The 22,097-nt window shown below is 68.2% G+C and carries 19 protein-coding genes, 1 tRNA gene and 1 pseudogene; 16 read left to right on the forward strand and 5 right to left on the reverse strand.

Annotation, left to right across the window (positions count from 1 at the left end):
- Positions 1 to 5: 5 nt before the first annotated feature.
- Complete coding sequence (locus ATO3_RS00650; protein ID WP_088647871.1) at positions 6 to 1,301, reverse strand: DEAD/DEAH box helicase; 1,296 nt, start codon at positions 1,299 to 1,301, stop codon at positions 6 to 8.
- 428 nt (positions 1,302 to 1,729) lie between these two features.
- Here ATO3_RS00650 and ATO3_RS00655 point away from each other — a divergent pair, with 428 nt between their 5' ends.
- Positions 1,730 to 2,380, forward strand: a complete 651-nt coding sequence (locus ATO3_RS00655; RefSeq protein ID WP_088647872.1) for a class I SAM-dependent DNA methyltransferase — start codon at positions 1,730 to 1,732, stop codon at positions 2,378 to 2,380.
- Positions 2,381 to 2,408: 28 nt separating this feature from the next.
- Here the strand turns inward: ATO3_RS00655 and ATO3_RS00660 are convergent, their stop codons facing one another.
- Entirely contained in the window at positions 2,409 to 4,043 is a 1,635-nt protein-coding gene (locus ATO3_RS00660; protein WP_088647873.1) for an FAD/NAD(P)-binding protein, read from the reverse strand.
- Between the two features lie 1,073 nt (positions 4,044 to 5,116).
- Between ATO3_RS00660 and ATO3_RS00665 the strand changes: the two genes are divergently transcribed.
- Both ATO3_RS00665 and oxlT read left to right on the forward strand, forming a co-directional pair.
- Positions 5,117 to 5,473 carry a hypothetical protein gene (locus ATO3_RS00665; RefSeq protein ID WP_143747198.1) on the forward strand — a complete coding sequence of 119 codons (357 nt, stop codon included), beginning with the start codon at positions 5,117 to 5,119 and terminating at the stop codon, positions 5,471 to 5,473.
- Positions 5,474 to 5,847: 374 nt separating this feature from the next.
- Complete coding sequence (oxlT, locus tag ATO3_RS00670; RefSeq protein WP_198963182.1) at positions 5,848 to 7,152, forward strand: oxalate/formate MFS antiporter; 1,305 nt, start codon at positions 5,848 to 5,850, stop codon at positions 7,150 to 7,152.
- 195 nt (positions 7,153 to 7,347) lie between these two features.
- On the opposite strand, the gene ATO3_RS00675 is transcribed toward oxlT, so the two are convergent.
- Both ATO3_RS00675 and ATO3_RS00680 read right to left on the reverse strand, forming a co-directional pair.
- A tRNA-Ser gene (locus ATO3_RS00675) sits at positions 7,348 to 7,437 on the reverse strand.
- A gap of 104 nt (positions 7,438 to 7,541) precedes the next feature.
- A complete protein-coding gene (locus ATO3_RS00680; protein ID WP_088647875.1) occupies positions 7,542 to 9,002 on the reverse strand; it encodes a calcium-binding protein in 1,461 nt (486 codons plus the stop codon).
- A 199-nt stretch (positions 9,003 to 9,201) separates the two neighbouring features.
- Between ATO3_RS00680 and ATO3_RS00685 the strand changes: the two genes are divergently transcribed.
- From ATO3_RS00685 to ATO3_RS00720, 8 genes and pseudogenes are all read left to right on the forward strand, one after another.
- Positions 9,202 to 10,044: a DUF2059 domain-containing protein gene (locus tag ATO3_RS00685; RefSeq protein ID WP_088647876.1), complete on the forward strand. Its 843-nt coding sequence runs from the start codon at positions 9,202 to 9,204 to the stop codon at positions 10,042 to 10,044.
- Complete coding sequence (locus tag ATO3_RS00690) at positions 10,044 to 10,934, forward strand: hypothetical protein (RefSeq protein WP_088647877.1); 891 nt, start codon at positions 10,044 to 10,046, stop codon at positions 10,932 to 10,934. The genes ATO3_RS00685 and ATO3_RS00690 overlap by 1 nt, the downstream gene beginning before the upstream one ends.
- Before the next feature lie 304 nt (positions 10,935 to 11,238).
- A pseudogene (gene rplU, locus ATO3_RS00695) lies at positions 11,239 to 11,628 on the forward strand (50S ribosomal protein L21); the annotation flags it as partial.
- Between the two features lie 18 nt (positions 11,629 to 11,646).
- Positions 11,647 to 11,916: a 50S ribosomal protein L27 gene (gene rpmA / locus ATO3_RS00700; RefSeq protein ID WP_088647879.1), complete on the forward strand. Its 270-nt coding sequence runs from the start codon at positions 11,647 to 11,649 to the stop codon at positions 11,914 to 11,916.
- A gap of 391 nt (positions 11,917 to 12,307) precedes the next feature.
- Entirely contained in the window at positions 12,308 to 12,844 is a 537-nt protein-coding gene (locus ATO3_RS00705) for a GNAT family N-acetyltransferase (RefSeq protein ID WP_088647880.1), read from the forward strand.
- A 192-nt stretch (positions 12,845 to 13,036) separates the two neighbouring features.
- On the forward strand, positions 13,037 to 14,071 hold the full coding sequence (gene obgE / locus ATO3_RS00710; protein ID WP_088647881.1) for a GTPase ObgE: 1,035 nt from the start codon (positions 13,037 to 13,039) through the stop codon (positions 14,069 to 14,071).
- Complete coding sequence (gene proB / locus ATO3_RS00715) at positions 14,059 to 15,165, forward strand: glutamate 5-kinase (protein WP_088647882.1); 1,107 nt, start codon at positions 14,059 to 14,061, stop codon at positions 15,163 to 15,165. The genes obgE and proB overlap by 13 nt, the downstream gene beginning before the upstream one ends.
- Before the next feature lie 112 nt (positions 15,166 to 15,277).
- The gene (locus ATO3_RS00720; protein ID WP_088647883.1) at positions 15,278 to 16,543 is read left to right on the forward strand and encodes a glutamate-5-semialdehyde dehydrogenase; all 1,266 of its coding nucleotides are present in this window, start codon (positions 15,278 to 15,280) and stop codon (positions 16,541 to 16,543) included.
- 150 nt (positions 16,544 to 16,693) lie between these two features.
- On the opposite strand, the gene ATO3_RS00725 is transcribed toward ATO3_RS00720, so the two are convergent.
- Positions 16,694 to 17,290, reverse strand: coding sequence for a histidine phosphotransferase family protein (locus ATO3_RS00725; protein WP_088647884.1), 597 nt, complete (start codon positions 17,288 to 17,290; stop codon positions 16,694 to 16,696).
- 83 nt (positions 17,291 to 17,373) lie between these two features.
- Here ATO3_RS00725 and ATO3_RS00730 point away from each other — a divergent pair, with 83 nt between their 5' ends.
- The 5 genes from ATO3_RS00730 to rpsB all read left to right on the forward strand — a co-directional run bounded on the left by ATO3_RS00730 (position 17,374) and on the right by rpsB (position 22,008).
- Positions 17,374 to 17,559 carry a DUF3553 domain-containing protein gene (locus tag ATO3_RS00730; protein WP_088647885.1) on the forward strand — a complete coding sequence of 62 codons (186 nt, stop codon included), beginning with the start codon at positions 17,374 to 17,376 and terminating at the stop codon, positions 17,557 to 17,559.
- Positions 17,560 to 17,745: 186 nt separating this feature from the next.
- Positions 17,746 to 18,546 (forward strand): GNAT family N-acetyltransferase, encoded by an 801-nt coding sequence (locus ATO3_RS00735; protein ID WP_088648675.1) that lies wholly within the window; start codon positions 17,746 to 17,748, stop codon positions 18,544 to 18,546.
- Positions 18,543 to 19,388 carry a lysophospholipid acyltransferase family protein gene (locus tag ATO3_RS00740; protein ID WP_088647886.1) on the forward strand — a complete coding sequence of 282 codons (846 nt, stop codon included), beginning with the start codon at positions 18,543 to 18,545 and terminating at the stop codon, positions 19,386 to 19,388. Before ATO3_RS00735 ends, ATO3_RS00740 begins: the two co-directional genes overlap by 4 nt.
- Before the next feature lie 31 nt (positions 19,389 to 19,419).
- Positions 19,420 to 20,808 (forward strand): alpha/beta fold hydrolase, encoded by a 1,389-nt coding sequence (locus ATO3_RS00745; protein ID WP_088647887.1) that lies wholly within the window; start codon positions 19,420 to 19,422, stop codon positions 20,806 to 20,808.
- Positions 20,809 to 21,213: 405 nt separating this feature from the next.
- On the forward strand, positions 21,214 to 22,008 hold the full coding sequence (rpsB, locus tag ATO3_RS00750) for a 30S ribosomal protein S2 (RefSeq protein WP_088647888.1): 795 nt from the start codon (positions 21,214 to 21,216) through the stop codon (positions 22,006 to 22,008).
- Positions 22,009 to 22,097 lie beyond the last annotated feature (89 nt).

Consider the following 22,097-nt stretch of genomic DNA (forward strand, 5'->3'; position numbering starts at 1 on the left):
CGGGATCAGGCGGCGCTGCGGCGGGGCCTGCGGCGGCGGGCCTGGCCGCCGGGCTTGCCATGATTGGCACCCTGCGCGCCGCCCTGCGGCTTGCCGCCGCCACCGCCGCCGCGACGACGACCGCCTCCTCGGCCGCGCCCGCCGCTGCCGGCGGGTTGTCCTGCGCCCGGAGGCGGGGCTTCGCCGCTGGCGACCGGGATGTCGATCTTCATCAGCTTCTGGATCTGGCGCAGCTGGTCGGCCTCGTCCGGAGCGCAGAAGGCGATCGCCTCGCCCTCGCGGCCCGCGCGCGCGGTCCGGCCGATGCGGTGCACGTAGTTGTCAGGCACTTCCGGCAGGTCGAAGTTGATGACATAGGCCACGCCCGGGATGTCGATGCCGCGCGCGGCCACATCGGTGGCCACCAGCACCTTCACCGTGCCGTCGCGGAACGCCTTGATGGCGCGGTCACGCTGGCCCTGGCTCTTGTTGCCATGGATCGAGGCGGCGTCGAACCCGTCGGCCACCAGACCCTTCATCAGCCGTTCCGCGCCATGCTTGGTGCGCGAAAAGACCAGCGTCAGGGCATCCATGTCCTGGCGCAGGATCTCGCGCAGCTTGGCGGGCTTGTCCCCCTTGTCGAGGAAATGCACCGACTGGGTGATCTTGTCCGCGGCCTTGCCCGGAGGAGAGACCTGGACCCGGCGCGGATCCTTGAGATAGGCGCGGCTGAGCTCTTCCATCTGCTTGGGCATGGTGGCCGAGAACAGCATCGTCTGGCGCGGCGTGCCGAGCTTGGGCGCGATCTTGCGCAGGGCGTGGATGAAGCCCAGGTCCAGCATCTGGTCGGCTTCGTCCAGCACAAGGTGGCGCACCTGGCCCAGGTCCACGGCGCCGCGGTCCATCAGGTCGATCAGGCGCCCGGGCGTGGCGACAAGAACATCGGTCCCGCGCGAGAGCATGTTGATCTGCCGGTTGATCGACTGGCCGCCGACCACGGTGGACACGCGGATCTTGGTCTTTTCGGTCAGGGTCTTCAGGCTTTCGGCGATCTGGTTCACCAGCTCGCGCGTGGGCGCGAGGATCAGCGCCTTGGCGGTCTTGGGCGCTGGTCTGCCCGGCATGGACAGCAGCTGGTTGATCAGCGGCAGACCGAAGGCCAGGGTCTTGCCGGTGCCGGTCTGGGCCAGGCCCAGAACGTCATGGCCGTCCATCGCAAGCGGGATCGCCTGGTTCTGGATCGGGGTGGGTTCGGAGAAACCGATGCGCTCCAGCGCATCATTCAGCTCGGGCGAAAGGCCCAGCATGTCGAAATCGAACACGTAGTTTTCCTTTTGGCACCGGGGCCGCAATCTGGGCGGCACGGCGCAATGGCTGTGGCCGCGTGGATCGCGGCGCACGAGGGTGTTGCGCGGCCTCGGAAGACGCAGGGGGATCCTGCGGCACCCGGCCGACACATCCAGCACCCTGCGTGATGGGGAACCTGAAAGATCGTCGCTGACGGGCCCGGACAAAAACCTGCAACACATGCAGACGGGCCACGGCTAGCTCACGCGGCAATGCAGCGACGGGCAACATGTGGGGCATGGGGGACGATCTGTCAAGAGTGCAGTCGGGGCAGGGGGTTAAGAGAAGGTTGCCGCGGTGCCGCACCGCCCTGAGACGCCGCCGCCGCCGGCCCCCCGGGTTGCGGCGCTGCCAGCGGCATGGGAGGTTGCGCCGCAACGGAAACGACAAAAGGATCAGGCGCATGGCCACCAAGACCCCCGACCGGCAGCAGGGCTTCGACCTCAGGGGCGGCACCACGGACGCAAGCGCGGTTTCGGGCTATTACGACGACTGGGCCGCGACCTATGAGGCGTCGGTGAAATCCTGGAACTACAGCGCGCCCTCGGACGCCGCCGCACGGCTGGTGCCGCACCTGTCGAAGGGCGACTCGGTGCTCGACATCGGCTGCGGGACGGGGCTTTTCGGGCAGGCCATGGCCGGGCGCGGAGCCTTCCGGCTGGTCGGGCTGGATATCTCGGACGAAAGCCTGCGGCTGGCAAAGGACACCGGGGTCTATGCCGAGCTGACCGAACATGACCTGCAGGTGCTGCCGCTGCCGGTGGCGGACGACACCATGGACGCCGCCGCCTCTGTCGGAGTGCTGACCTATCTGGAAGACGCCGGCGCCATGCTGCGCGACGCCTGCCGCTGCGTGCGGCCCGGCGGGATCATAACCTTCACCCAGCGCACCGACCGCTGGGCCGCGCTCGATTTCGGCGCGACGGTCGAGCAGATCGCGAAGGACGGGCTCTGGACGGTGCTGGAGATCAGCACGCCCCAGGATTACCTGCCCGGGCACGAGGATTTCGGACAGGATATCAAGATCATCCACACGGTCTGCCGGGTGGTCTGAGGCCGGGGCGGCACAGGCCCCCGCGCGCTTAGCCCTGCGGCTGCCCGATCCGGTCGGTCACGCCCCGCGCCCAGCGGCGCGAGGCAGCGCCGAAGCAGTCGTGCAGCGAATCGGCGGCGATGACACTGCCCAGCGACATCCGCCCCAGCAGGCACAGCCCCGGCGCGGTCGCGCCGTCCGGCCCGATAAGGGCGCCGTCCCCGGCGGTGTCCGCCGCCAGAGGCCCCTCGCGCGCGGTCAGCCAGCCGTCGTCCAGCAGCCCCGTGACCAGCGGATCCCGGACCGCGCCGAGATCGGGGTTGGGAAGCACCCCATCGACCATCACGCTGGCCTCGATCGCGGTGTCGCCACAGGCCAGCCGCCAGCCTTCGGGGATCAGAGTGATCTCGGGGTCGGTCGCCAGCTCGAGCGAGACGATGCCGGCCTCGATCAGCGCGGCCAGCTCGTGGCAGGACGAGACCGGCGGGCCGTAGGAATAGCGCTTCAGCCCCTCGTCAAAGCCCACAAGGGCCTCGGCGGTGTCGGGCGGGGTGGTCGCGGGGTTGTAGCCGATGCGCAGCGCGTCCTGCCATGTCCGCCAGACCTGGCCGACCGTGTAGCCGATCGACGGCGGCTGGCGTCCCTCGGCCATGGCAAGGCCGTCCTGCAGCGCCTGCAGCGGAGAGCTGTCCTCCTGCGTGCCGGGCGCGTCCCATTCGGTGGCAAGCCAGTCGGCGACCCCGGCGGGGTCGGTCCCCGTCTCCTCCAGGATCCGGCGGACAGGGGGCAGGAGCGCGCCGTCGATCTTCTGCCGGGCCGTGTCGGGATCCGCCGTCGCGGCGGCGGCGATGGCCTCGGCAAAGGCGTCGCTTTCCGCCTGGGTCGGCGCGAAGCATGCGTCAAGCGCGGCGGTGGCGGGCTTCGGGGCGGGCGGTCGCCCGTCGAGAGAGAAGGGCAGGATACGCGCGGGCTCGCCCCCCGAGGCGACATAGGTGCCGTCTGCGAACCGCCCGCCCTGACCGGTGGTGAGCACGCGCAGCACGTCGAAGGACGACAGCGCCAGCCCCCGGATCGCGACGGTCTGGCCGGCCCAGTCCACCGCGCGATCCTGCAGCAGCCGCGCCGGATAGGCCTGCGCCAGCCTGCCCGCCCCCGTGCCGGCGTGGTCCTGCCATTCGGCAAGCTGGTCGTCCGGAGCGACTTTGGGCTGGCCCGGCACCAGCAGCACCTCGGCATAGGGTCCGTGCCAGCTGTCGTCGGAAAACAGCTGCCAACCCGTGTCGTCGCGCTTGAGATCGGTGACCGCATGCGGCCGCAGGGAGATGGCCAGCGCCGCATGCGCGCGCAGCTCGGCAAAGCGGGCTTCCAGGTAGCGGCCGAGTTCGGCGCGCGGGGGGAAGGCATCGGGATCCGCGGGCGCGTCCGGCCAGTCGGCGAAGGGGCCAAGGGCCGAGAAGGCCGGCGGCCGGATGGCGATGTCGCGCATGGGGATGTTCAGACGGCAGAGCGGGCTTTCGGCCGGGTCGAAATTCGGTCCCGCGCCGGGGGCCGGGAAGGCATCGAAGATGTCCACCTTCAGCGCCGGTTGTCCCGCGCGCGCATCGGCCAGCGCCTCAAGCGCGCCCAGCCCGCGTGGCCCCATGCCCACGACCGCAATCCGTGGTGCCGTAATCCCGTCTGACATTCGTAACTTCCCTGCGTCCCCTGTGGCGCAGGAGGATAACGCCGGCTCAGGCGCTCCGTTCCCGGGCGCGGGCTGTCCGTGGGTTTTGTGGTGGGATTGCCGCCGTGGCGGTCTTGGCGGTGCCCCTGTGGGCACTGCCCGTTACCGACCGACCTACCGTCGTGGCCCTTAACGCCCCCCCTGACAGGCTTTCCCTAAGTGCCAGGGGCAACTGGCCCCGGTTTGCGTTCACCGTCGCAACCGGGTTTTCCTTTCATCACAGCCAAGTTGGCGCCTTTGGACAATTTGGGTCAGACAGGAATGTGGCGAATGTCTGCAGCGCGTTCGCCACCAACGTAATGGCTCCCATGCACGCGTTCTTTCAGTGAATTCTTCTTCGCTGAGCAGCCCCCTCCGCAAGAGACTTCTCACGAAATCTGCTGTGTCAGCGGCTTGCTTTCTTCTTTTGCACCCGTAGCACGCTGCAACAGTCTTTCCATAAGTATTGTCGCCCTGACCTGAATGGGAAACGACGTGGTCAAGCTCGCAATTTTCGTCCGAAATCTCTCTCAAGCAATAAAAGCACTTATAATTATCTCGCTCCATGATCGGTAATGAATGCCTAATTGCGAGAAGCACGCTCGGTGAATTGAATCTCGGAATTGATCTTTTCCGGTTTCGGCCATCTGCGGGACATCATCCCGAATGTCGCCCGGCGGATCGGGGCGAGCGATATGGTCCCTCACTTCTGTTGTGCGCTCATGATGCACCTGCAGCAGGACTTGAGGCTTGAAAGCCCTGCCTGGCATGGCTCAAACGGGGTCGGGGATAGAACCATGACGACGCATGCGCCGCTTTACCCAAGGGAAGGTCGACATTGCGTTGCGCGTTTTTTCAGCGCATTGCCGGAGGCTCCAGACGGAGTAAGGATGCACAATAAGCTGGGGTCGCTTCTTTTGGCCCGATTTCGACATCCACGATAATTGCGGATGAACGTCAGCAGGAATTTTCCGACGCCGCGGGGAAAATGCCAAACAATTTCTTGCTCGAATCAAGGGACAGTGTCTTATTCACCGATCATGAGCCACATCCACTTGTCCCTTCATTCCGTTCTGACGATCCTGCGCTCCCTTCTCGTGGTGGCGCTGATCCTGGCGGCAATGCCGTGGAAGACGGGATCTTCGGGCCCCCGCCTCGGAGAGGGGGCGCCAAGACTCGAGGTGGCCCAGGACGGCGGTGACAGTCTCATGCCGCGCCCGGTACTGCCGCAGGCGGAACGGAGCGCGAAGAAGGACGTGACGGCCGACAGCGACTGCGGGACCCTGCCGTCGGGGGCGCACCCCTCGCCGGTGCTGCGGATGGCGCTCGCGGGAGGCACGGCCGCGCGGCTGTGGCGCGAGATGCCGACATCGCTCCGGCCCGAGCCGAGGGCGCCGCCGCAGACCACCTGATCCGCCCTGCGCGCCCCGGCCCGACCGGGCCCACGCACCGGCGGTATTGGACAGCGCGACCCGGCAAGGTCCGCTTTCCCTGACCATTCAGAATTCCGATACGCCCCACGGGCGGACAGGATCGGCAGCGACGCCCCGGCCCCACACCGGCCGCGTCGTTGCCCCGAAAGGCCGCGGGGGCTCCGCGCCCCGTAGGCCCGCCATGGCGACCCGAGGTCGTCCAGGCCCGCCACCGACCCCGGCCGCACTGGCCGGAGACGACACCGCACCCACGAAAAACAATACCCAAGAAAAACAAGAAACGTCGTGCCGACCGCATCCGGTCGGTTTCGCGGCCGGTGCTGTACCGGACCGTGCTTTTGGAGGAACAATACGTGTCGAAACTCTTCTCGGCGTCCGAGGGACTGGGTCCCGACGTACCGGTCAACCGCTGGCTTCAGCTTGTGGCCGGCGTGGCCTGCATGGTCGCCGCCTCGAATATCCAGTACTCCTGGACGCTCTTCGTCCCCGCGATCCAGGAAACCCACCAGTGGAGCCGGGCGGCGATCCAGACCGCCTTTACCATCTTCGTGCTCATGCAGACCTGGAGCACGCCGCTGATCGGGCATTTCATCGACCAGCGGGGGCCGAGGACCGTGGTCTCCATCGGCGGGATCCTGATCGCGATCGCCTGGCTGGTCAATTCGCAAACCGGCTCGCTTGCGGGCTTCTACGTCGGCGGCGCCATCGGCGGTGTCGGGGTGGCCTGCGTCTACTCGAGCTGCATCAACAACGCGCTGAAGTGGTTCCCGGACAAGCGCGGTCTGGCCGTGGGCCTGACGGCGGGCGGCTACGGGGCAGGGACCATCCTGACCATCATGCCGATCGCGGCGATGATCGAGAACTCGGGCTACCAGTCGGCCTTCTTCGTCTTCGCCCTGATCCAGGGTGCGGCGATCTTCGGGCTGTCCTGGTTCCTGAAGGCCCCCAAGGGCGAGGTCGGTTATTCGACCACCGTGGCCCAGAGCCGGCGCGACTATACGCTGGTCGAGGCACTGAAGACTCCGGTCTTCTGGGTCATGCTGGCCATGTTCACCGCGACGGTGACGGGCGGGCTGATGGCCGTGGCGCAGCTTGGGCCCATGGCGAAGGATCTTGGCGTGGCCGATCACGTCATCTTCTGGGGCATGGCCGCGCTGCCGCTGGCGCTGATGCTCGACCGTCTGATGAACGGGCTGTCGCGTCCGCTGTTCGGCTTCATCTCGGACAAGATCGGGCGTGAGCCGACGATGTTCATCGCCTTCTCGCTCGAGGCGACGGGGATCTTCGCGCTGGCGCACCTGGGGCACAACCCCTACATGTTCGTGCTGCTGTCGGGGGTGGTCTTCATCGCCTGGGGCGAGGTCTACTCTCTGTTCTCGGCGACGGCGGCAGATGTCTTCGGCACCAAGCACATCGCGAAGATCTACGGCGTGCTCTACACCGCCAAGGGGTTCGCGGCCCTGCTGGTTCCGATCGGCAACCTGCTGATGGAATCGACGGGCACCTGGAACACCGTGTTCTACAGCATGTCGTTCCTCGATGCCTGCGCGGCGGTCTGTGCCATCCTCGTGCTGCGGCCGCTGATCCGGCGCCATCACGCGAACAACGAGGCGATCCGCGCCGAGCCGCCGGCCGCGCGCGTGGTTCCCGCGCAGTAACGTTACCTGTGACCGGTGGAGGCGGGGCGCGCTTGCGCTCCGCCTTTCCATTTGAGGGGGGTGCGGTGGCCCGGAGATACGTCGCCGTCAGCGACCGGTCGGCGTTGGCCGGACGGCAGGTCGCATGGTGGACAGCTCAAAGTGGAACGCTCAAAGTGGAACGCTCAAGATAATGTCGCACTATCAGGGGAATAGTGGCGGAGAGACAGGGATTCGAACCCTGGGACCCCGTGAAGGGTCAACGGTTTTCGAGACCGCCCCGTTCGACCACTCCGGCACCTCTCCGCGGGGGTCTGTGGAAGCGCCGTTTACGCGGCTTTGCCGGGGCATGCAAGGGTGGAATCCGGGGTTTTTTCATCTCTGCCCGTGCGGGCATGTCCAGGCCCCGGTCAATAGCCCGAGACCAGGTGCAGGATCGCCTCCAGCTCGGCCTGGCCGGCCAATGTCAGGGAATGCGCCGGACCGAAGTCCAGCACCAGCGTCCCGTCGATCAGCGTGGCGCTGTCGCGCAGGTCGTCCTCGGTCAGGCTTGCGCCGCGGGCGAAGCGGTCGGATATCTCGATCCGGTCCTCCGGCGTGAGATCGAGGATCACGTCATGGCCGCCGTTGAAACGGAAGGTGTCGGCATCGGCGCCCCCGTGCAGCCGGTCATCGCCCGCTTCGCCGATGAGCAGGTCGCGCCCGTCCTCTCCAAACAGCGCATCGTCCCCGGCGCGGCCGCGCAGCACGTCGTCGCCCGCGCCGCCGCGCAGGGCGTTGGCCTGGGCGTCGCCGCGCAGCACATCGTCGCCGGCGCCCGCGATCACCATCTCGACCGACACGAACCGGTCGCCCCATGCCACGCCGCTGGAGGCGGTGGGATCGGCCATGTCGATGCTCAGCCGTGTCTCGACCCGCGCATAGCTGACCCGGTCCCAGCCGGTGCCGCCGTCCAGAAGATCCGGCCCCGCGCCGCCCACCAGCAGGTCGTTCCCCGCACCGCCGCGCAGGATGTCGGCGCCGCCAAGACCGATCAGCCGGTCGTCGCCCGCCTCTCCGCGCAGGCGGTTGTCGCCGGTGGTGCCGACCAGCAGATCATCGCCCGATGTGCCGATGGCGTTCTCGACGGCGACAAAGCTGTCCTGCGCCGCCGCGCCCGCATTGCCGCGGCTGTCGGCCAGGTTGATCGTGCTGCCCGCGTAGCCATAGGCGCCCCGGTAGTCGACGGTGTCCAGCCCCGGCCCGCCGTCGAAGAGATCCGGGCTGTCATCCGCGACCGCGCGAAAGAGATCGTTGCCCAGACCGCCGAAATGCTCCGATGTCCGGGCAAAGGCGTCCTCGATCACGTCGGCCTCGCTGACCGTCACGCCCGAGAGCGTGGCCAGGTCCACCACGGCGCCCTCTGCAAAGGCCGGCCCCGGATCGCTTTGCCGCGCCGCGTCGGTGAAGCGGCGAAAATCCTCCGGGCCGCGGAAGACGGGCAGGGGGGCGCCATCCAGCAGCGCCCAGCTGTCGTATTGCCCGACCGAGCGGAACTCGCTCCCGTCATCGATCAGGTAATCATAGGTCACCCGGTAGATGGTCGAGGTCCCGCCCGACCAGCGCAGGTCGAAGACCTCGTGGGTGAAACTACGCCGGTCGGCCGCGTAATATGTCGGGCTCTCACCGTAAGAGGCCACGTCGATCCAGCTGCCGCTGTCCCAGGCCAGCGCGCCCTCCTCGATGGTGACGGGCGCGTCATCCCGCGTGTACAGGCGCCCGGTATAGGCCGTCAGCTCGTCGCCGCGCGAAACCTCGGGCCCGTCGCCGAAAAAATCGGACCGGCTGCGCCAAGTCCAGGATTCGATGATGTCGAAACTGTAGGTGGTCATGCCGGCCCCCTTGTACTGATACTGACACGCGCCCCGCTGCGCCCGGGTGTCGCAAACAGCCCATGACTAGCCGCAAATTCCGGCCACCGGGCAACTTTTTTCGACGTGCGACGGCCGACGCGGCGTCGCGGATCACGATCTGGCGCACGGTGCCGGTTTTCGTTGGCCCCGCTCGGCCACAGGGCTTATCTTCCCCCCCATGACAGCTTTGCTTCGCACCCCCGCCCGATGGCTGGGCGCCGCCTTCGTGGCGCTGGCCCTCTCCGCATCCTCCGCCGCCGCGGCCGACCGCGAACGGGTGGAGGCCTTTCTGGAAGTGACCGGTTTCGACGTCTCGCTCGAAAGCCTGAAATTCTCGGCCGAGGACGCGCCCGAAATGCTGGGCCTGGATGCCGGAGTCTTCGGCTACAGCTGGACCCGGCTCTCGGGCGAGGTCTTTGACGTCGACCTGATGCATGACATGGCCGTCGACATCCTCGAACAGACGCTCGAGGACGACAAGCTGGCCCATGCCGCCGATTTCTACGCCTCCGACCTCGGCCAGCGGCTGGTCGAGGTCGAGAACGCCTCGCACATGGATCCCGACGACACCGGCAAGCAGGAAAAGGGCGCCGAACTGGTGGCCCAGATGGTCGAGGAGGGCTCGCCCCGGCTTGAGATGTTCAAGCGCATGGGCGCCGCGATCGACAGCTCGGGCACCGCGGTGCGCGCGATGCAGCAGATCCAGATGCGCTTCCTGCTGGCCGCCAGCGCCGCCGGCGTGATCGAGCTTCGGGTGGATCCCGAAGAGATGGAAGCGATGATGAAGGAACAGGAGCCGGCGCTGCGCATGGCCGTGGCCCAGAACGCGCTGGCCTCGTCGGCCTATGTCTACCGCGATTTCAGCGACGAAGAGGTCGAGACCTATACCGAGGCGCTGGAGCATCCCGACATGCAGGAGGTCTATGAACTGATGAACGCCGTGCAATACGAGATCATGGCAAATCGGTTCGAGGCGCTCGCCGCCCGCATGTCCGAACTGGATACCGGACAAGACATCTGATGGGACGGCAGACGACGCAAGCGGGCGCCGCGGCAAAGCGGCGTGTCGCCGGGTCGCCGGTGCGGCATGTCGGCCTGCCCGCGCTGCTGGCCCTGGCGCTGACCTTCCTCGTGGCGCTGGCGCCCCGGGTCGCAGCCGACGGTCCGGCCCAGGCGCTGACCGACGCGCTGCGCCTCGAGGAACTGGCAGGGCTGATCCGCGCCGAGGGGCTGGCCGATGCCGGCACCTTCGTGCCGCCCGGCCCCTCGGGCAAGACCTCGGACGACACGCTGGCCCGGATCGAGGCGCTGTTCAATCCCGCCATGATCCGCGCCGAGATGCAGGCCGCCCTGGCTGCCGGGATGGAGCGTGACGCGCAGATCCGCGCGATGAACTTCTTCGACGCGCCCCGGGGGAAGTCCCTCGTGAGGATGGAACTGGACGCGCGCGCGGCCATTTCCGACCCCGATGTCGAGGCGATCGCGCGCTCGGACTGGGCCATGCGCCAGGATGACAGCGACCAGACGATCCAGTTGCTCAAGCGCTTTGCCGAGGTCAATTCCCTGGTCGAGCGCAACACCGCCTCGACCATGACCGCGCGCTACCACTTCCTGTGCGGCCTTGCGGTCGGCGCCGGCGGGATCCCCGACGAGGATGCCATCCTGTCGCAGGTCTGGAGCCGCCAGGACATGATCCGCGCCGACACCGAAAACTGGCTGATGGGCTACCTGATGATGGCCTATGCGCCGGCGGATGACGCGGATCTGAAGGCCTATGTCGCCTTTTCCGAAACGCCCGCCGGCCAGGCGATGAACGCGGCCCTGTTCGACGGGTTCGAAGCGGCCTATGCCCGCATCTCCTATGGGCTGGGGCTGATCGCCGGGCAGGCGACGCTGGGGCAGGAGCTGTAGCAGCCCGCGCCGCTGTCCCGCCGCCGTGCGGGGCTGGCCGGCCCTGCCGTCCGACGGACGGGTCCAATTGGAGGGATTGACCGGTTGACAGGCCCGGGGGGCCGGTCCATATAGCCCAAATCCCGGCCGGACGCTCCGCGCCGGGTTTTGCAGTCATTATGCCCCGGAGGGGGCGCGCTGTTCGAGGTGGCCTGCCGCCGATCCCTGTCCGGACCGATCCGGACGCCCGGGATGGCGGATCGACATCAGGCCGAAACGCCCGGGACCGGGGACCACAGGACGCGGCAGATAAAAGGAAGACGCTATGTTTGCGGTCATGAAGACCGGTGGCAAACAGTACAAGGTCCGCTCGGGCGATGAGCTCCGGATCGAGAAACTGGCCGCCACTGCCGGAGAAACGGTGCAGTTCAACGACGTTCTGATGATCGTCGGTGACGATACGGTTGTCGGCGCGCCGACGATCGAAGGCGCTGCCGTGCAGGCCGAAGTGGTGGACGTTGTGAAGGCTGACAAGGTGATCAGCTTCGTCAAGCGCCGCCGCAAGCATTCCTCGAAGCGGACCCGCGGTCATCGCCAGCAGCTGACCCTGGTGCGCATCACAGAAATTCTGGCCTCGGGCGCGGATGCGACCGGTGTCAAGGCCGCCGCCGGCGCGGGCTCCGTCAAGGACGCCCCGGCCGCCGAGGCCGCCGAAGCGTAAGGAGAGACCAGCATGGCACATAAAAAAGCAGGCGGTTCATCCCGCAACGGTCGCGACTCCGCAGGTCGTCGCCTTGGCGTGAAGCTCTACGGTGGCCAGGCCGCCATCCCGGGCAACATCATCGTGCGCCAGCGCGGCACGAAGTTCTGGCCGGGCGAAGGCGTGGACATGGGCAAGGATCACACGATCTTCGCCACCACCGAGGGCGCCGTGACCTTCCACAAGGGTCTGAAGGGTCGAACCTTCATTTCGGTCCTGCCGGCGGCAGAGGCCGCAGAGTAAGCCGAACCCGTACGAGGAACGTAACACCCAGGGGATCGGCCAGACAGGCCGGTCCCCTTTCGCGTTTCAGGGGATCGGGTTTCAGGGGGCCGGTTTCAGGGTCGGTTCTCAGGGACCCGATATCTTGGGACCAATTACAGGGCCCGCGCGGGAACGCCACGGGCCCCATGCGAGTTTCGGAAGAGCCGGACAGGGGTTTCCCCGGCTCTCCCCGTCCCGGCCGGGAGTCGCGGCATGCGCCGCGGACAGGAGGAGGACCGGGACGATCACCGCCTCGCCAGGGCCTCGTTAGGCCCAAGCCATGGAGCTATGGCCGGCCGCATCCGCGACCGGAGACAGACAAGTGAACCGGGATCCGGGCCGCATGGACCCGCCCGGCAGGGAGTGAACCATGATACTCGACCGGATCGTCACCCAGCCCGTGATCGAAACCGAACGCTTCGACCTGCGCCCGCTGCGCCGGTCCGATGCCGGCCTGATCAGCCATTGGGCGGGAGATGCGCGCGTGGCGCGCATGACGACGTCGATTCCGCACCCCCTGCCGCCCGGCGCGATCGAGGCCTTCGTCGAACGCGCCATGGCCGCGGACCGCGACGAACATGTCTGGGCCATCGACGGCACCCGCGACCAGGGGCCGGAACTGATGGGCGTGATCTCTCTCAAGCCGCTGGACGAGGACGGGGCCGAGGTCGGCTATTGGGTCGCGCCGCTGTTCTGGAACACCGGCATGGCCTCGGCGGCACTCGAGGCGCTCGTGCGCGAGAACCCGATGGGCGACCGGACGCTCTTTGCCTCGGTCTTCCAGGACAACCCGGCCTCGGCGCGAGTGCTCAGCCATTGCGGCTTCGAGTACCTGGGCGATGCAGAAAGCTACTCGGTCGCGCGCGGGGCGCTGGTGCCGACCTGGACCTATTCGCGCAAGCTGTAGGGGCAGGGAGTCCTTGTTTGGGGGGCGCTGCCCCCGTCCGCCGAGGGCGGACTCCCCCGGAGGTATTTGGGCCAAGAAGAAGCAGGGGCGCGGCGCGGACTGGCCGCCGATATGCCCGGAATTCGTCACTTGGTATTGGAATGAAAGCGCGCGCGACTTGTGTTGCGCGCGTCTTGGTGTAGGAACCCGGTCATGAAGTTTCTCGATCTCTGCAAGGTCTATATCCGCTCGGGCAGCGGGGGCGGCGGTGCCGTCTCGTTCCGCCGTGAAAAGTTCATCGAATACGGCGGGCCCGATGGCGGTGACGGCGGCGGCGGCGGCTCGGTCTGGGCCGAGGCGGTGGACGGGCTGAACACGCTCATCGATTTCCGCTACCAACAGCATTTCTTTGCCGAGAACGGGCGACCCGGGATGGGCCAGCAGCGCACCGGCAAGACCGGCGACGACATCGTGCTGAAGGTGCCCGTCGGGACCGAGATCCTGGACGAGGACGAGGAGACGGTGATCGCCGACCTCGCCACGCTGGGCGATCGGGTCGAGTTGGCGCGCGGCGGCAATGGCGGCTGGGGCAACCTGCATTTCAAGACCTCCACCAACCAGGCGCCGCGCCGGGCCAACCCGGGCCAGCCGGGGGTGGAGCGCACGCTGTGGCTGCGGCTGAAGCTGATCGCCGATGCCGGGCTGCTGGGCCTGCCCAACGCGGGCAAATCCACCTTCCTGGCCGCGACCTCGAACGCGCGGCCGAAGATCGCGGATTATCCCTTCACCACGCTGCATCCCAACCTCGGCGTCGTGGGCGTCGACAACGCGGAATTCGTCATCGCCGACATTCCCGGCCTGATCGCCGGGGCCCATGAGGGGCGCGGCATCGGGGACCGGTTCCTGGGCCATGTCGAACGCTGCTCGGTTCTGCTGCACCTGGTCGACGGCACATCCGAGACCATCGCCGAGGATTATCAGACCATCATCGGCGAGCTTGAAGCCTATGGCGGGCATCTGGCCGACAAGCCCCGGGTCACCGCGCTGAACAAGATCGACGCGCTGGATGACGACCAGCAGGCCGAGGCGATGGCCGAGCTGCAGGAGGCCTGTGGCGGGCCGGTGCTGGCCATGTCCGGCGTCGCGCGTCACGGCGTGACCGAGGTGCTGCGCGCGCTGAAGGCCGAGATCGCCGAGGACCGGCTGCGCCAGTTGCCCGTCGAGGACGAAGAGCCGTGGCATCCCTGAGCACGGCGCGGCGCATCGTCGTCAAGATCGGCTCGGCCCTGCTGGTCGACCGCGACAGCGGCGACCTGCGCGCGCAATGGCTGACCGCGCTGGCCGAGGATGTCGCGCGGCTGAAGGCGCGCGGCGCCGACGTGATCCTGGTCTCGTCGGGGTCCATCGCGCTGGGGCGCGGCGTGCTGGGCCTGCCGCCCACCGTGCTGGCGCTGGAACAATCCCAGGCCGCCGCCGCCGTCGGCCAGATCCGCCTGGCCCGCGCCTATGAAGAGGCGCTTGCGCCGCACCACATCACCGCCGGACAGGTTCTGGTCACGCTGGAAGACAGCGCCGACCGCCGGCGGTACCTGAATTCCCGCGCCACGCTTGAGACCCTTCTGGCGCTTGGCGTCGTGCCCATCGTGAACGAGAACGACACCGTCGCCACGGACGAGATCCGCTATGGCGACAACGATCGCCTTGCCGCGCAGGTCGCCGTGACCGTGGGGGCGGATGTGCTGGTGCTGCTGTCGGATATCGACGGGCTTTACACCGGCAATCCCAAGGACGACCCGGACGCGCGGCGGTTCAACCGGGTCGACCGGATCACGCCCGAGATCGAGGCGATGGCCGGCGACGCCGGATCGGGGCTGTCGAAGGGCGGCATGAAGACCAAGATCATGGCCGCGCGCATGGCAACCGCCGCCGGCTGCGCCATGGCGATCACCGAAGGTTCGGCGCTCAATCCGCTGACCCTGCTGGAAGGCGGCGCGAATGCCACCTGGTTCACCGCGCAGCTTGATCCGCAGGCCGCGCGCAAACGCTGGATCGCGGCGATGAAGCCGCGCGGCACCGTGGTGATCGACGCCGGCGCCGCAAGGGCGCTGAGCGCCGGGCGCTCGCTGCTGCCCGCCGGGGTCACCCGGGTCGAAGGCAGCTTTGGCCGGGGCGATCCGGTGGCCATCGCGGACGAGGCCGGAAGCCGGCTGGGCCAGGGCCTGACCCGCTATACCGCCGCCGAGGCGGAGGCCATCCGCGGCCACCAGAGCCACGAGATCGAGGAGATCCTCGGCAACCCGGGCCGCGCCGCGCTGATCCACCGGGACGACATGGCGCTTTAGGTCACGGGGGCGGGAGGCCGGCATTTTCCTCCTGACTCATGCGTCATCTTTGTCTAGATACCTTGAACCGGCGCCCGCCAGGGGCGCGCCCGTCAACCATGGGAGAAGGCCGATGAAAGATCTCGACGACATCCAGGCCGTGATGGCCACGCTCGGAACACAGGCGAAAGATGCCGCTGCCGAACTGGCCTTTGCCCCAGCGGAACAGAAGCGGAAGGCGCTCGAGGCGGCGGCCGATGCGGTCTGGGCCCGGCGGGCCGAGATCCTGGAGGCCAACGAGAAGGACATGGCCTTCGGCGCCGAAAAGGCGCTGAGCCCGGCGATGATGGACCGGCTCAAGCTGACCGAGGACCGGATCCAGGGCATTGTCGACGGCCTGCGCGCGGTGGCGGCCCAGGACGATCCGGTGGGCGAGGTGCTGACCGAATGGGACATGGACAGCGGGCTGCATATCCAGCGGGTGCGCACGCCGCTGGGCGTGGTCGGCGTGATCTATGAAAGCCGGCCGAACGTGACCGCCGATGCCGGCGCGCTCTGCCTGAAATCCGGCAATGCGGTGATCCTGCGCGGCGGGTCGGAAAGCTTCAACTCCTCCGGCGCGATCCATGCCTGCCTGGTCGACGGGCTGCGCGCGGCGGGCCTGCCGGAGGCGGCGATCCAGCTGGTGCCGACGCGCGACCGCGCGGCGGTGTCCGAGATGCTGGCGATGACCGACACGATCGACGTGATCGTGCCGCGCGGCGGCAAGGGGCTGGTGGGCCTGGTGCAGCGCGAGGCGCGGGTGCCGGTCTTTGCCCATCTGGAAGGGATCGTGCATATCTATATCGACGCCGCCGCCGATCCGGAGAAGGCGCTGAAGGTGGTGATGAACGCCAAGACCCGGCGCACGGGCATCTGCGGCGCGGCCGAATGCCTGCTGATCCACCGCTCGCTGGTGGACACGATCGGGCAGGGGGTGATCCGGGCGCTGATCGACGCAGGCGTCGAGGTGCGCGCCGATGCGGCGCTGCAGAAGGTGCCGGGGACCGTGCCGGCGAGCGCCGAGGACTGGGGCCGCGAATACCTGGACACGATCATCGCCGCGCGGGTGGTGGATGACGTGGACGCGGCGATCGCCCATATCCGCAAGTATGGCAGCCATCATACCGATTGCATCCTGACCGAGGATGACGCCGTGGCCGCGCGGTTCTTCCAGCGGCTCGACAGCGCGATCCTGATGCGCAATGCCTCGACCCAGTTCGCCGATGGCGGGGAATTCGGGATGGGGGCCGAGATCGGCATCGCCACGGGCAAGATGCATGCGCGCGGCCCGGTGGGCGCGGCGCAGCTGACCAGCTTCAAGTATCTGGTGACCGGTGACGGGGCGGTGCGGGGCTGAACGGCGCCGCTTGTCCGGCCCTTGCAGGCCGGCCGCGCGAGGTGGGCACCCTGACCCGAGCTTGGGCTCGGAGCCTCGGGGAGCCGCCTGAGCGGCGACATCCGGGGCCAAATGTGCAGCGCCTTGAGGCCGGGTCCGGCCGGGCGGATGTCAGAACGTCAGCTCGATCCGGTCCGTCCCGGCGGCCACCTGCAGGTTGCGCCCGGCATCCTCGACCGCCGCGGGAAGCAGGCCGAATTGCACCAGTGCCGGCGTGATCTCGGGCTTGGCGGTCAGGTCGGTCAACCCGCCCCACAGCACCGGGTCGAGCGAGAGCCGCTCGGCGCTGCCCGCCACGGTCCAGACCGCGCCGTCCTGCGTGATCCGGATGTCCCCGCCATAGGGCATCGCGGTTTCCAGGCACTGGATGCACAGCAGCGCCAGCCGCACCTCGCAGCGCGGCTGCGGCTCCAGCGGCATCCACTCGAAATTCAGCCGGCCGCCGGACGCCACGTCGCGCAGGACCGAGACGACCTCGGACCGCGGGATCGCCTGATCGCCCGCGGCGCCGTAGGCCAGCCGGAAGAAGCGGATCCGCGCCTCGGCATTGGTGACGCTGTCGGCGATCAGCCCCATTTCCGGCCCCGACGCCGCGCCGGCCATGTCGAGCAGTTCGAGCCCGTTGTGGATTGCCCCGATCGGGCTGATCAGGTCATGACAGATCCGCGACCCTATCAGCGCGGCAAGGTTCTCGTTAGCCTGTCCCATGAAGCCTCCCGTGGACATTCCCCTGGCGGATACCCGCCACACCCCTGACGCAACTGCCTCGCAACCCAGATCCGGAGACATCCTTGACCAATCTGAACTCCATTCTCGCGCCCGGCATGCTGGTGCGCCATCCCGATCACCCCGACTGGGGCACCGGGCAGGTGCAATCCAACATCGGCGGCAAGGTTACCGTGAACTTCCGCGACGCCGGCAAGGTTGTCATCGACGGCACCCGTATCGGGCTGCTGCCCGTCTTTGATGACGGATGATGGTTACTTAAGCGTTAACACAACCCTGGCGTGAAACGGCGATCCGCGCAAGCATGCCGGCACCGCCTGTTGCATCGCCGGTCCCCCCCGGGGTATCCCCTGCGCAACCGCGCCCGGGGTTCCCGTATCGCCCGATCCGTCCCCGACAAGGGCGCCCAAGCCGAGGTCCGTCCGCCCATGCCCGACATGCCCGACCGGGGCCCCTCCTTCACCGTCTCCATCGCCGAAACCGAGGCCGAGCTGCGCGCCGCCCAGGCCCTGCGCTACGATGTCTTCGTCCGCGAGCTGGGCGGCGGCGGCGCGCTGGTCGATCACGACGCGGGACTGGAGCGCGACGCCTTCGACCCGTTCTTCGACCACATGATCGTGCGCGACGACCGCTCCGGCGCGGTGGTCGGCGTCTACCGCCTTTTGCGCGGCGACCAGGCCGAGGCCGCTGGCCAGTTCTATTCCGAGGACGAATACGACCTGTCGCGCCTGCGCGCCTCGGGCCGCCGCCTGCTGGAACTGGGCCGGTCCTGCCTGCATCCCGATTACCGGGGCGGGGCGGCGATGTATCACCTCTGGACGGGGCTCGCCGCCTATGTCGAAACCCACGGGATCGAGATCCTCTTCGGCGTGGCCAGCTTCCACGGCACCGATCCCGCCCGCCTGGCCGAGCCGCTGTCGCTGCTGCATCACAACCACCTGGCGCCGCCGGACCTGCGGGTGCGCGCGCTCGACGGGCAATATCAGGACATGAACCTGATCCCGAAGGACCGGCTGGACCGCAAGGCCGCGATGGTCGCCATGCCCGCGCTGATCAAGGCCTACCTGCGCCTGGGCGGCACGGTGGGCGAGGGCGCCTATGTCGATCATGCCTTCAACACCACCGACGTCTGCCTGGTGATGGACACGGCGCGGATGAACGACCGTCAGAAACGGATCTATACCGGGCAATCCACGGGCCAGACGGCGCGAAAGCCCGCAGGCGTCCGCGCCGGATGAGCCCCACCTGGCAGGCCGACACGCCCCCGGACCCGGTGCGCATCCCGCCGCTGGGCTGGCTGCTGGTGCTGGTGCGGGGGGTGCCTCTGGCCCTGCTGGTCTTCGGTGGCCTGGCCCTGTTGCTGGCCCTGCGCCTGATCGAAAGGCCGATCCACGGGCTGCACCGGCCCTGGACGCCCCGGATCACGCAAATCGTCTGCCGCAACGCTCTGCGGATCATGGGGATCACCTTCACCAACCGGGGCGAGGTCATGCCCCACCATGGCGCGCTGGTCGCCAACCATTCCAGCTGGCTCGACATCTTCACGCTGAACGCGCAGCAGCGGGTCTATTTCGTCTCCAAGGCCGAGGTCGCGGGATGGCCCGGGATCGGCTGGCTGGCCCGCGCCACGGGCACCGTCTTCATCGAACGCGACCGCCGCCAGGCGCGCGACCACAACCGGCTGTTCGAGGACCGGTTGGGCGCCGGGCACAAGCTGCTGTTCTTCCCCGAGGGGACCTCGACCGACGGGCTGCGGGTGCTGCCGTTCCGGACGACGCTCTTTGCCGCCTTCTTTGCCGAACCCCTGCGCGACACGACCTGGATCCAGCCCGTGACCGTCCGCTACCGGGCGCCCCGGGGCCGGCCGGCGCGGTTCTACGGCTGGTGGGGCGAGATGGATTTCGGCACCGACCTGCTGAAGATCCTCGCGCAGTCTCCCCAGGGGGGTGTCGAGGTGATCCATGGCACGCCGCTGCGGGTGGCCGACTTCCCTGACCGCAAGGCGCTGGCCCGCGCCGCCGAAGAGGCCGTGCGCGCAGGGCTGGCCGACGCCCCCGGTGACAGCCGGGCAGGGGCCTGATACCTTTTCTTACCCAAGCGAAAGGGCCGGGATGGAACGACGACTTGCCGCGATCCTCGCCGCCGACATGGTCGGCTTCTCGCGCCTGATGGAGCGCGACGAGCTTGGCGTCCTGTCGCGGCAGAAGGCCCACCGCGCGTCGCTGATCGACCCCGAGATCGCCCGCCACCGGGGCCGCATCGTCAAGACCACCGGCGACGGCATGCTGGCCGAGTTCGGCTCGGCCCAGGACGCGGTGCGCTGTTCCATCGACATCCAGCGCGCCATGAACGACCGCGAAGGCGACAGGGGCGCCGACGACCGGATCCAGTACCGGATCGGCGTGAACCTGGGCGACGTGATCTTCGACGAGGACGACATCTTTGGCGACGGGGTGAACGTGGCCGCGCGGATGGAGGGGCTGGCCGAGCCCGGCGGGGTCTGTGTCTCGGATTCCGTGCTGCAGGCGATGGGCGACAAGCTGTCGGCCGGGTTTCGCGACATGGGCAGCCAGCGGGTGAAGAACATCTCGCGCCCGATCCGCGTCTGGCAGTGGAGCCCGACGCAACGCGCCCGGCCGGCGCCGCCACGGCTGGCGCGTGACCAGCACGTGCGGTTCTGTCGCTCCGGCGACGGCACCACCATCGCCTGGGCCGAGCTGGGCGATGGACCGCCGGTGCTGAAGGCGCCGCACTGGATGTCGCACCTGGAATACATGTGGACCAACCCGATCTGGAGCCCCGAGATCACCGCCTTTTCCGAACGCTTCCGCTATGTCCGCTTTGACCAGCGCGGCAACGGCCTGTCGGACCGCGAGGTGGAGCGGGTCACCGTCGAGGCGATGGTCGAGGACATGGAAGCGGTGGCCGATGCCGCGGGGCTGGAGCGCTTCGCCCTGATCGCGGCAAGCCAGGGCGCGGCCTTCTCGGTGGAATATGCCCGCCGGCACCCCGACCGCGTCAGCTGCATCGTGTTCAACGGCGGATACCTGCGCGGCCGGCTGACGCGCGGCACGCCCGAACAGGCGGCGCTGTACGAGACCGCGATGGGAATGATCCGGCAGGGCTGGGGCTCGCCCAACCCGCTGTTCCGGTCGTTCTTCACCTCAAGCTTCGTGCCGGGGGCAAGCCCCGACCAGCAGGCGAGTTTCGACGAGGGGCAGAGGGTGGCCACGGATACCGAAATGGCGCTGCGGCTGTTCGACATGAACGCGCGGATCGACATGCTGGAGCGGGCGGCCGAGGTGACGGTGCCCGCCCTGGTGATGGGCGCGCGCGGCGACCGGGTGGCGCCGCCCGAGGAATCGCGCCTGCTGGCCCGGGCGATCCCGAACGCGCAGTTCATCGAGATCCCCGGCGACAACCACATCCAGCTGGAAGGCACGCCGGGCTACGATTGCCTAATCGAGGAGACGACCCGCTTCATCACCGCGCATGCCTGAGCGCGCGCGGCGCGGGCGGTTCGGCCCTCCGGGCCTGTGTCGGGCAGACCCCGGGGCCTCGGCTTCGCCTCGGACCGGCTTCGGGGCGCCTCGGCTTCGCCTCGGGCGGGCTGCGGGGCGGCCCTCCGGGCCGCTATCATTGTCGCGCGTTCCTTGACGAAAGGTTAATCCGCCGCTGCAACCCATTGATTTTCCTCAACCGCCCTCCTGTCCCACGCGTGGGACACCCGGGACGGAACAGACGGGGAAGTTTGGCCTTGCGCAGGGGGGCGGGTTGGGCTATCCCCCGCGCCATCAATCCCGCTGGCGGGGATTGGGCCTATTGGGGGAGACATCCCCAGGGTCCGCCGGTTGGAGCATCCGCTCTGAACCCCCGCCGAGGCATGAAACCGGAAAGGACGAGCAATGGCTCTTACTGACTTCAACATGCGTCAGCTGCTGGAAGCTGGCGTGCACTTTGGCCACCAGACCCAGCGCTGGAACCCGCGCATGAGCCCGTATATCTACGGCGCCCGCAACGGCATCCACATCCTGGACCTGACGCAGACAGTCCCGATGCTGGACCAGGCCCTGCAGGTCATCCGTGACACCGTCGCCAAGGGCGGCCGGGTCCTCTTTGTCGGCACCAAGCGCCAGGCCGCCGCGGCCATCGCCGATGCCGCCGAGAAATCCGCGCAATACTACATGAACCACCGCTGGCTCGGCGGCACGCTGACCAACTGGAAGACCGTCTCCCAGTCGATCGCGCGCCTGAAGACCATCGACGAGGCCATGGATGCCGGCGCCGAGGGCCTGACCAAGAAGGAACGCCTGGGCATGGAACGCGACCAGGAGAAGCTGCAGGCTTCGCTGGGCGGGATCCGCGAAATGGGCGGCGTGCCGGATCTTCTCTTCGTCATCGACGTGAAGAAAGAGGCGCTTGCCATCGCCGAAGCCAACAAGCTGGGCATCCCGGTCGTGGCCGTGGTCGACACCAACTGCAACCCGGAAGGCGTCGACTACGTCATCCCCGGCAACGATGACGCCGCGCGCGCCATCACGCTGTATTGCGAACTGGCCGCCAACGCCGCCCTGGAAGGCATGTCCGACCAGCTGGGCGCCGCCGGCGTCGACATCGGCGAGATGGAAGAAGCCCCGGTCGAGGAACTGGCCGACGAAGCCGCTCCGGCCGCCGCCGAAGAGACCCCGGCCCAGGCCTGATCTTTCGCCGACGTGCGTCCGGGGCATGTGTCACGGACATGACATGTGGAGCGGGTTAAACCCGCTCCAAACACAAACTGAACGTGAGG

This window comes from Marinibacterium profundimaris, assembly GCF_002210095.1.
GTDB classification, from domain to species: Bacteria; Pseudomonadota; Alphaproteobacteria; order Rhodobacterales; family Rhodobacteraceae; genus Marinibacterium; species Marinibacterium profundimaris.